The 9877-nt window shown below is 48.9% G+C and carries 9 protein-coding genes; 3 read left to right on the top strand and 6 right to left on the bottom strand.

Annotation, left to right across the window (positions count from 1 at the left end):
- Positions 1 to 11 precede the first annotated feature (11 nt).
- Entirely contained in the window at positions 12 to 584 is a 573-nt protein-coding gene (locus VU18_RS02095) for a sce7726 family protein (protein WP_053003350.1), read from the bottom strand.
- Positions 585 to 721: 137 nt separating this feature from the next.
- Here VU18_RS02095 and VU18_RS02090 point away from each other — a divergent pair, with 137 nt between their 5' ends.
- Together VU18_RS02090 and VU18_RS02085 are read left to right on the top strand one after the other, a co-directional pair.
- Complete coding sequence (locus tag VU18_RS02090; RefSeq protein ID WP_047757559.1) at positions 722 to 1201, top strand: ImmA/IrrE family metallo-endopeptidase; 480 nt, start codon at positions 722 to 724, stop codon at positions 1199 to 1201.
- A gap of 71 nt (positions 1202 to 1272) precedes the next feature.
- Positions 1273 to 2826, top strand: a complete 1554-nt coding sequence (locus VU18_RS02085; protein WP_047757558.1) for a recombinase family protein — start codon at positions 1273 to 1275, stop codon at positions 2824 to 2826.
- A gap of 3 nt (positions 2827 to 2829) precedes the next feature.
- Here the strand turns inward: VU18_RS02085 and yhbH are convergent, their stop codons facing one another.
- The 5 genes from yhbH to queG all read right to left on the bottom strand — a co-directional run bounded on the left by yhbH (position 2830) and on the right by queG (position 9084).
- The gene (yhbH, locus tag VU18_RS02080) at positions 2830 to 3993 is read right to left on the bottom strand and encodes a sporulation protein YhbH (protein ID WP_023634360.1); all 1164 of its coding nucleotides are present in this window, start codon (positions 3991 to 3993) and stop codon (positions 2830 to 2832) included.
- A 308-nt stretch (positions 3994 to 4301) separates the two neighbouring features.
- A complete protein-coding gene (locus VU18_RS02075) occupies positions 4302 to 6197 on the bottom strand; it encodes a PrkA family serine protein kinase (RefSeq protein WP_011229990.1) in 1896 nt (631 codons plus the stop codon).
- Positions 6198 to 6522: 325 nt separating this feature from the next.
- Positions 6523 to 6996 (bottom strand): tRNA (uridine(34)/cytosine(34)/5-carboxymethylaminomethyluridine(34)-2'-O)-methyltransferase TrmL, encoded by a 474-nt coding sequence (gene trmL, locus VU18_RS02070; RefSeq protein ID WP_011229988.1) that lies wholly within the window; start codon positions 6994 to 6996, stop codon positions 6523 to 6525.
- Positions 6997 to 7016: 20 nt separating this feature from the next.
- Positions 7017 to 7880: an amidase domain-containing protein gene (locus tag VU18_RS02065; RefSeq protein ID WP_011229987.1), complete on the bottom strand. Its 864-nt coding sequence runs from the start codon at positions 7878 to 7880 to the stop codon at positions 7017 to 7019.
- Between the two features lie 61 nt (positions 7881 to 7941).
- Positions 7942 to 9084: a tRNA epoxyqueuosine(34) reductase QueG gene (queG, locus tag VU18_RS02060; protein ID WP_011229986.1), complete on the bottom strand. Its 1143-nt coding sequence runs from the start codon at positions 9082 to 9084 to the stop codon at positions 7942 to 7944.
- Positions 9085 to 9136: 52 nt separating this feature from the next.
- Between queG and VU18_RS02055 the strand changes: the two genes are divergently transcribed.
- Complete coding sequence (locus VU18_RS02055) at positions 9137 to 9802, top strand: B3/4 domain-containing protein (protein WP_011229985.1); 666 nt, start codon at positions 9137 to 9139, stop codon at positions 9800 to 9802.
- Positions 9803 to 9877: the final 75 nt, after the last annotated feature.

The raw sequence follows: 9877 nt of genomic DNA, 5'->3' as shown, positions 1-9877 counted from the left end.
CCATATAGTGTTCATCCTAAACTATCTCTCCAACCAATTCTAGTTTTTAACGTTTCTCTAGTGAAATTTCTAATATCGTTAAAGCTAATTGATTCTAAAACCATTTTTTTTAATTCCGGTTTGGGCTTGCGAGAAAAATTTTTTACGTTTTTTTGCTTGAGAAGAGACTTAATCTCGGCGTTCCACAATAAGTCGAGAAGATTTTCCCCTGAAACATTTTTGTTTTTCTTGCAAGCCCTAATCTTCTTTAAAGAGACTTGATTGAATTTATTCAAATAGGCAACCTCTATTCCCCAATGTTCTGGCACCAATTCCACAATGTTTGAAGCAAATTTCTTCCCTACCACAATGGTTATTTTATCAAATGTTTTATCGTACCATTCTATTTGTCGAGCAAGACGCTCTAGCGTATCATGATCACTTTTAATTTCGTACCCGTGCAGAAAACCATTAGCGACAACAATATCGGCCCGAGCACGTCCATCGCAAATGGACAGCTCTTCAATAATTCTGTAGTGCTTATTTTGATTTTCCTTTTCAATTTTTTTAATCAATTCCGCCCTGATATCAAAATCAGTAAGCATATACATCGCTCCATAACACTTTATTCAAATTTTCATTTTACCACAAAATGCCCACTAAAAGAATAATGAGTGAACAAGTTATCCTTATTGCCAAAAACAAACATTAGTTCGTATAATCTCCTTAGGGAGGGGATTATATGGACTTGCGTCATTACTATACCACCGCACTCGAAGATTGGGTAACGAACCTGTATCAACGACTCGGCCTTTTCCGTCCTTCTCAGATCGATCCGGTATACATAGCTCGACGGATGAATATTTTCCTACGCGAGAAACCTTTTCCGTCATCCCATCAAGTGGTCGGCCGGTTCCGTTGCATCGTCGTTGATTCTCGCTTATCTCTTGAAGAAAAGCGTGAGGCCTTTTTTCATGAATTGTGCCATGTGCTTCGTCATGCCGGAGTGCAAAGCATGTTGCCGGAAGCGTTCCGTGAACTCCAGGAATGGGATGCCACTCACTTTACCAAGTATGCGGCCATTCCGTTCCATATGCTGAAGTTTATTGATTGGAACGAGCCGCACATAATTGAACACATGGTGAATATGTTTAAAGTGACTCCAGAATTATGCAAAAGTCGCCTGTCACAAATAAAAAACCGAATATTGATCAAACAATAGTCCCGACAGTGGACTATTTCTTTTATTGTGTATGGTGATAGCAAGTTATATACTGGGATAGAGGTGGTTTTATGTATAGACCAAGAAACTTGGACGTGTTCATCTATCTTCGCAAAAGCCGGAAGGATATCGAGGAAGAGAAAAAAGCCGCTGAGTCCGGCGCGTCATACGATACATTGCAACGGCATCGGGATAACTTGCTGGCCGTGGCGCGTAAAGAAGGACACAATATTCTCGGCATCTTTGAAGAGATTGTGTCCGGCGAGTCCATCGCTGAACGCTCCGAGATTCAGAAGCTTTTGCGCGAGCTGGAAACGGGAGTGGCTGATGCGGTGCTTGTCATGGACATTGACCGCCTCGGCCGTGGGGATATGCTCGATCAGGGGATTCTAGACCGCGCCTTTCGCTATTCGGGAACGAAAATCATCACCCCGACGGAAGTCTATGACCCGGAAAGCGAGACATGGGAGCTCGTTTTCGGAGTAAAGTCCATCGTGTCACGCGAAGAGCTCAAAGTCATTACGAAGCGCCTCCAAGGTGGCCGGCGTGACTCGGCTGCGAAAGGCCGTTCCATCTCAAAAAAGCCCCCGTATGGCTATCTTCGCGACGAACAACTCAAGCTCTACCCTGATCCGGAAACGTCATGGGTCGTGGTGAAAATATTCGAGATGGTGCGTGATGGACACGGACGCCAGGCCATTGCCGCTGAGTTGGATCGACTTGGCGTAAAGCCGCCCGATGAAAAGCGTGCCTTTTGGTCTCCTTCAACGATCAGCGCCATAATCAAAAATGAGGTGTATCTCGGCCACATCATCTGGGGCAAGGTGAAATACATTAAACAAAACGGCAGGTATAAGCGCAAGAAAATGCCGAGAGAGCGCTGGTATGTCAAAGAGAACGCCCATGAACCCCTTGTGTCTAAGGAGCTCTGGGAAGCCGCCAACAAAGCGTATCGGAGCCGATGGCGCCCCTCTACGGTGGAAAGCAAACCGTTAGCCAACCCGCTGGCTGGATTGCTGAAATGCGAAGTCTGTGGCTATACGATGTGGTATCAGCCGCGTAAAGACCGCCCTCATCCGCTTGTGCGTTGCCCAAATCCGAAATGCAAAGGTGTGCAAAAGGGAGCGCTGCTGCCGCTCGTTGAGGAGAAAATCTTGCAATCTCTCGCCGAGTTCGTCGATCAGTTCGAGGTGCAAGAGGATACGTTCGCACGGAAAGAGCAGCGTTCAGTCATCCCGCTAAAGCAAAAGGCCATTGAGAAAAAAGAAAAAGAGCTCCGAGAGCTCCACAAACAAAAGGACGCCCTGCACGACTTGCTAGAGCGAGGCGTCTATACGATCGAGACGTTCCTTGAGCGCCAGCAAACGATCGTCAGCCGGATCAAGAAAACCCAAGAGAAAATCGATCAACTACGGGAGGAAATCGACAAGGAGCAGCTGAAAGAAAAGAACATCAACGAATACATCCCGACAGTCAAGAAGGTGCTCGACGCCTATCGCCTCACAGATGACGTAGAAAAGAAAAATCGCCTTCTCAAGTCGGTGCTTGAGAAAGCGACATACCTAAGAAAACCGGAATGGACGAAGAAAGACCAGTTTACCATTCAGCTTTATCCTAGGATCTAGGATCTAGAGGCGACGGCCTCCTTTTTTTTCTGCGGAAAAGAAATGTTTCAATGCCTGGAACACATCGGACTTTTGCTTTAAAATATAGTACCTGAATTTCTCGTGTTTCATGTTGCCGTATGCTCGCATGAGGGTAGAGGGTGAACGGTTGTACTGGTTGACTTCCCCATACCCAAACATGTTCGATACTTTCATCAGCTCCTGAACAAGCTTCACGCAGCGGGCATTGTCCGATGTCAGGTTGTCGCCGTCCGAGAAGTGGAACGGATAAATGTTGTAGCGCGACGGTGGATATTTTGTCTCAATGAGTTCAAGCGCCTTGCGGTAGGCTGATGAGCAAATCGTTCCACCGCTTTCCCCTTTCGTGAAAAACTCCTCCTCACTGACGACTTTTGCTTCCGTATGATGGGCGATAAAGGCGATGTCCACTGTTTCGTATTTCGTGCGCAAAAAGCGGGTCATCCAGAAGAAAAAGCTGCGTGCCATATATTTTTCCCACATGCCCATCGATCCGCTTGTGTCCATCATCGCCAAGACGACCGCCTTCGATTCTGGTTTGACGACTTCGTTCCACGTTTTAAACTTCAAATCTTCACGGTAAATCGGATAAAAGCCTGGTTTGCCGTTCATGGCATTGCGCTTGAAGGCAGCGAGCATCGTCCGCTTCTTATCGATATTCCCCATCAGCCCGGTGCGGCGGATGTCGTTAAATTCGATATGTTGGGTTACATTTTGATCCAGCTCTTTTCGTTGCAAGTTGGGCAGCTCCAATTGGCTAAAGAACGCTTCCTCAATCTCCATCAGCGACACTTCAGCTTCGTAATAATCTTGGCCCGGCAAATCGCCAGCACCTTGGCCTTTTCCTGGCCCCTGCCCCTCCCCGCTTCCGTCTCGGGCCACCACATCACCGACTTGGCTGTCTCCATTTCCTTGGCCGACGTGTTTGTTTTTCTCATAATTGTAGCGGATTTTGTATTCATCGAGCGAGCGGATCGGAATTTTAATCACATCGCGCCCGTTGGACATGATAATGCTTTCTTCCGTAATTAAGTCGGGCAAATTGTTTTTGATCGCTTCCTTCACTTTTTCTTGATGGCGCTTTTGATCATCATATCCTTTGCGGTGGAGGGACCAGTCTTCCTTCGATACAACAAAATTCCCCTTCATGTTTTCCCCTCCTTTGAAAAAATCATTTTCACACTTTTCGCTTTCCCGCATATACTTATGTTGGCGTCATCAAAACGGGCCATCACTATGCCAAGTTGGTTTATTTTATCGTATGCAAAAATTCAAAATAATTGACCAATGAATGAGGAAAATAGAAAAGTAGACAAGCCCGATTATCAGCTTCGCGCCCTCTTGTTCTCTTCCTTTTAGCGAAGCTCGCTGCGTCGTCTTTGCTCGACCCTCCCTGTGCAACTCGGTCAGACAGAGGAGGAGGATAAAAAAAGCATGCCTCAGCGCTTGAGGCATGCCTAGCGGTTCAACAAGCTGCCGACATAGCGGAGCAATTCGTTGGCTGACGTGGAGTTGTACCCGTATTCATCAATGAGGCGGGCGACGACTTCGTTAATTTTTTTCAACTGCTGCTCATCCGGTGTTTTCGTCGACGTTGTAATTTTCACAATATCTTTTAGATCAGCGAACAGTTTTTTCTGGATTGCCTCGCGCAGCCGTTCATGCGAGTTGTAATCAAATCGCTGCCCTTTGCGCGCATAGGCGGAAATGCGGATTAAAATTTCTTCACGAAACGCTTTTTTCGCATTTTCGGAAATGCCGATTTGTTCCTCGATCGAGCGCATCAGCTTTTCATCCGGATTCATTTCCTCGCCAGTGAGCGGATCGCGCAGTTTCGTCTTGTTGCAGTACGCCTCGACGTTGTCCAAATAGTTATCCATCAACGTTTTCGCCGACTCTTCATACGAATAGACGAACGCCTTTTGCACTTCTTGTTTGGCGATTTCGTCATATTCTTTACGCACAAGCGAAATGAAGTTCAAGTACCGCTCGCGGTCTTCCTTCGTGATCGACGGATGCTGATCCAACCCTTCTTTCAACGAACGAAGCACGTCAAGCGCATTGATCGACGGCACTCCTTTGCGAATGATGCAGGCAGAAATGCGGTTGATGACATAGCGTGGGTCGATGCCGCTCATCCCCTCGTCCGGATGCTCCTTTTTCAGCTCCTCCACATCGACCTCGCTGAATCCTTCGATCATTTCGCCATCATACAAGCGCATTTTCTTCAATAAATCCACATCCGGCCGCTTCGATTCTTTCAACCGCGTCAAAATCGTAAACATGGCCGCAATCCGCAACGTATGTGGAGCGATATGCACGTCGGCGACATCGCTTTCGCGGATCATTTTTTCGTAAATGCGCTCTTCTTCCGAGACGCGCAAGTTGTATGGAATCGGCATGACGATGATGCGCGAATGGAGCGCCTCGTTCTTTTTGTTGGCGATGAACGACCGATATTCCGTTTCGTTCGTATGAGCGATAATCAATTCGTCGGCGCTGATTAAAGCAAACCGCCCAGCCTTGAAATTGCCTTCTTGCGTCAGCGACAGCAAATGCCAAAGAAATTTTTCATCGCACTTTAACATCTCTTGAAATTCCATAATCCCGCGGTTGGCTTTGTTCAGCTCGCCGTCAAACCGGTACGCGCGCGGGTCGGACTCGGAGCCGTATTCCGCGATCGTTGAAAAATCGATGCTTCCCGTTAAATCGGCGATGTCTTGCGATTTTGGATCAGACGGACTGAACGTCCCGATGCCGACGCGGCGGTTTTCCGAGAAGAAAATGCGCTCCACTAGCACGTCTTCAATGCGTCCGCCGTACTCTTTCTCAAGCCGCATCATATTGAGCGGCGACAGCTCGCCTTCGATGCGAATGCCGTATTCGCGGTAAAAATCGTCGCGCAAATGGTGAGGAATGAGGTGAAGCGGATCTTCATGCATCGGGCACCCTTTAATGGCATACACCGCGCCGCGCTCTGTTTTTGAATACTCTTCAAGCCCACGCTTTAGCAAAGTCACAAGCGTCGACTTCCCGCCGCCAACTGGCCCCATCAGCAGCAAAATCCGTTTCCGCACATCAAGCCGCTTCGCCGCCGGGTGGAAATATTCCTCAACGAGCCGCTCAAGCGCCTCCTCAAGCCCGAACAGGTGCTGGCTGAAAAACTTATATCGTTTCCGCCCATTCACCTCTTCGACCCCAGCATCTTTGATCATATTATAAACACGCGAATGAGCCGACTGGGCCACCCACGGCTTTTCTTTTAAAATCTTTAAATACTCAGCAAACGTTCCTTCCCATTTCAACTTTTCTTCTTCTTCCCGATACCGGGCGATTTTTTGCAAAATATCCATAAAGGACCTCCTCACCCTTGGATGTCTAACAGCAAGATTATTACAATTTATGCGAGGATGTCCCGTATCATTCGCCGCAAAAAAAAATTTTGTCTCCTAACAACCAACTGCGGTCATTCACATGCTTGGCCATATTCGCTATAATAAAAGGGGAAACGCCTGCCACTTTCATTATGAAGGAGGAACAAACGATGCGCACTTTGCTTGTGCTAGGGGTTATCATTGCGTTTTTGACGGCCATTTTCACCGCTGGCTATGAAGACAAACCAGGCGTCAGACAATAAGACCAAAAAAACGACCTCCAGAGCGAAGGTCGTTTTTTTGTTTATGACAACCCATAAAACCGTTGTTGGCGCAACGCTTCGTACACTAAAATGGCCGCCGTGTTCGACAAGTTTAACGAGCGCACTTTGTCATTCATCGGGATGCGAAGGCAACGGTCCATATTGGCCTCAAGCAGCTCCTTCGGCAGTCCGGTCGTTTCACGGCCGAACACAAAGAAAATATGTTTTTCTGTATCGCTGAAATCAAACGAATCATAATACCGGCGCCCGAATTTCGTAATGAAATAAAACTCCCCTTCCGGAAAGCGGGCGAATAGTTCGTCAAGCGAGTCATAATACGAAATATTGACATACGGCCAATAATCAAGCCCGGCGCGCTTTAACATTTTATCATCCGTAGAAAAACCGAGCGGGCGGATCAAATGGAGCGACGTATCGGTTGCTGCGCACGTACGAGCGATGTTTCCAGTATTGGCTGGAATTTCTGGCTGGTATAGCACTACATGAAGCGGCATTTCCTTCACCTCAGCAACGTTTATTTGCGATCGATGATGTGAAAAAACTTATAGCGAATGTTCGGCGTATAGGCGCTTGAATCTTCATACGACCAATAGCGCATTCGGCTGTTTGTCGTATGGGCGTTCACAAGCGGCATCCCGTTCTGATCTTTCGCCACCACAATCGTTGAGTGGTCGAAGCGTCCGTCCCCTTGAAAATCATAACAGATGACATCACCTGCCATCAATTGCTCCGGCTCCGCCACTTCCACCGCCTGCAAGCCGATGCGCGACCCGCTCAAATACCAACGAAAAGCATGGGCCACAGCCCAGCTGTAACTCCAACTTCCGTTTTGACACCACCATCCCCTCGCCCGGTTCGGATAGCCCGTCATCGGCGCCCCGCCTGCATACAAGCATTGAGAGACAAAATTCGTGCAATCCACCGGAAACGACGGAAACACCGGGTTATGCCGATTCCACCACGTTTCCGCATACCGCACCGCCCGGGCGCGGTCATACTGGTAAGAAAGACGCTCCCCCGTCCATTGCTCTCGTTCGACGCGCGGCGCCTCCATATCCCTCCCCAACCGGTTGATCGGTTCATCAGTTACAAGCTCACCGCGAACAAAACAGGCGCATCGCTCCTCAACCTGTTCTTCTATATATAGTGAACCCCTTTGCTTAATTAAAAATTGATGGTGGGCAATATACATAACTTTCGCTTCCCGCTCGATGGTCTGCCTGCCGACAATTTGTCCCCGGATCGTGCAACGGACGATCTCCGCACCGCGCTTTTGGCAAAGCCGTTGCTTTCTTGCCGCCTCTTCGCTTCGGATATTGCTTTCCGACACAAACGAGCGGGCTCGCTCATCCAACCACGCGCGCAACTGTTTTTTCATGCTGCTTTCCACCACTTTCGTTTTTGTTACTACCTTATGTGGGGAAGCTGCGTTTTTTTCCCTATTCCTTTGCCTCAGCCAACAGTTTCAGTCCTTTTTCAATCTCAGCGATCACATCGGCATCCGCCTCCGTTTGCCGCGCGGCCTCCAAGTAAGGCTTAGCGCTTGGATCCCCGATTTTCCCGAGCGCCCACGCCGCCGTCCCGCGGATGACGGGACGGCTATCCTCTTTCAACAAACGCAGTAAGTGCGGCACCGCGGTTTGGTCTTTGTAATGGGCGAGCGCCAGAATGGCATTGCGCTGAATCGGCTTTTTCCCACGCCATGAACCCGCCATGGCCCCAAATGTTTCTTTAAATTCACGGTTGCTCATCTGAAGCAGCGGGATGAGCTTCGGCTTTACCGCTTCCGGATCCGGCTCGAATTCTGGATGCAAATGAAAGTCTTTCCCCTTATTTTCCGGGCAGACTTGCTGGCATGTATCGCAGCCGTACAGCCGGTTCCCGATTTTCTCCCGAAACTCGTCGGCTAAAAAGCCTTTCGTTTGCGTTAAAAAGGAAAGGCACCGCTGTGCGTTCAGTTGCCCCCCTTGCACAAGCGCCCCGGTCGGGCAGGCATCAATGCATTTCGTGCACGTGCCGCATCGGTTTTCAACCGGTTCATCAGGGGGAAATGGAATATTCGTAATCATTTCTCCCAAATACACATACGATCCAAACTCCGGTGTAATAATAGAGCAGTTCTTGCCGCTCCAACCGATCCCTGCTCGTTCCGCCACCGCCCGATCAGCGAGCTCTCCGGTATCCACCATCGAGCGAACGCGGGCATGGGGCACTTTGGCCAGCAAAAACTCCTCGAGCTGCTGCAAACGTTCCCGCAACACATCGTGGTAGTCCTTTCCCCATGAAGCGCGGCAAAAAACGCCGCGCCGTTCCGTCTTTGTCCCCCGCGGCGCATTTTTCATTTTAGACGGATAGGCAAGAGCAATGGCAATAATCGATTTTGCTTCCGGAAGAAGCAATGAAGGATTCGTCCGTTTCTCAATATCTGGTTCCTCAAAACCGGACTGATAGCCGAGCTCCTGCTGGCGGCGCAGCCGTTCCTTTAATTCAACAAACGGATCAGCGCTCGCAAATCCGATTTTATCAATGCCGATTGACCGACTGTACTCAATGACTTCCTGCTTTAATGCCATAACATCCATCGTTTTCCCTCCTTTCGTCATATATGGTAAAATGAAATCCGAGGTGATCAAGATGAAATGCGTGATATCAGAACAACTAAAGCAACGCCTTCCTTCTGGTAAATTCGGCGTCATCCGCTATCATCATATCGAGGTCAGCGATTCACCGCAAATGTTAAGGGGGAGGCTTGAGCTGTTTCAAGAATCTCTTTACATCGAGCTGCAGGAAAAGTCGATTGCCGACATCCCTGAGATGGTCGAATGGCGCCGTACTTTCAAACAAATCGGAACGGACCCAAGCCGCTATCGACCGTCAAGTGAAAGCCTGTACCGACGCATCCAGAAAAAAAGCTTCATTCCGCCTATCCATTCAGCGGCGGACATAAACAACTTTTTTTCACTCTATTATAAAATTCCGCTCGGCATCTATGATCTAGACCGCATCAACGGGACAGTGACGCTCACGATCGGCACGGAACAAGATGAATACATCGCGTTAAACGGCCGCACAGTCAACTTTGCCAACAAACTCGTCAGCAAAGATGAACGAGGGCCGTTTGGCAGTCCGATCGTCGATTCGGAGCGGACCGCCGTGACGAGAGAAACGAAAAACGCTTTGCAAATCGTTTACTTTCTCCCATCAACGCCAGAAGAAACCGCCAAGCGCCAGCTTCAAGCCATCCAAACGATGTTTGTGCAAATTCATGGCGGCGAAGCCGACGCCCAATTGTTCATTTGATCTTCCCCCCACTTTCCTGCTGTTGGAAACGGGGGACTCCCTCCCTACTTGAACTCTCTCCCACCTACGCTCACG

It is taken from the genome of Geobacillus sp. ZGt-1 (assembly GCF_001026865.1).
Taxonomy (GTDB): domain Bacteria; phylum Bacillota; class Bacilli; order Bacillales; family Anoxybacillaceae; genus Geobacillus; species Geobacillus thermoleovorans.
This window is presented reverse-complemented; position numbering and strand designations above follow the sequence as displayed.

What these genes read in the sequence shown, in the direction of transcription:
- VU18_RS02095 (WP_053003350.1), bottom strand. Translation starts at nt 584, where the DNA reads ATGCTTACTGATTTTGATATCAGGGCGGAATTGATTAAAAAAATTGAA.
- VU18_RS02090 (WP_047757559.1), top strand. Translation starts at nt 722, where the DNA reads ATGGACTTGCGTCATTACTATACCACCGCACTCGAAGATTGGGTAACG.
- VU18_RS02085 (WP_047757558.1), top strand. Translation starts at nt 1,273, where the DNA reads ATGTATAGACCAAGAAACTTGGACGTGTTCATCTATCTTCGCAAAAGC.
- yhbH (WP_023634360.1), bottom strand. Translation starts at nt 3,993, where the DNA reads ATGAAGGGGAATTTTGTTGTATCGAAGGAAGACTGGTCCCTCCACCGC.
- VU18_RS02075 (WP_011229990.1), bottom strand. Translation starts at nt 6,197, where the DNA reads ATGGATATTTTGCAAAAAATCGCCCGGTATCGGGAAGAAGAAGAAAAG.
- trmL (WP_011229988.1), bottom strand. Translation starts at nt 6,996, where the DNA reads ATGCCGCTTCATGTAGTGCTATACCAGCCAGAAATTCCAGCCAATACT.
- VU18_RS02065 (WP_011229987.1), bottom strand. Translation starts at nt 7,880, where the DNA reads ATGAAAAAACAGTTGCGCGCGTGGTTGGATGAGCGAGCCCGCTCGTTT.
- queG (WP_011229986.1), bottom strand. Translation starts at nt 9,084, where the DNA reads ATGGATGTTATGGCATTAAAGCAGGAAGTCATTGAGTACAGTCGGTCA.
- VU18_RS02055 (WP_011229985.1), top strand. Translation starts at nt 9,137, where the DNA reads ATGAAATGCGTGATATCAGAACAACTAAAGCAACGCCTTCCTTCTGGT.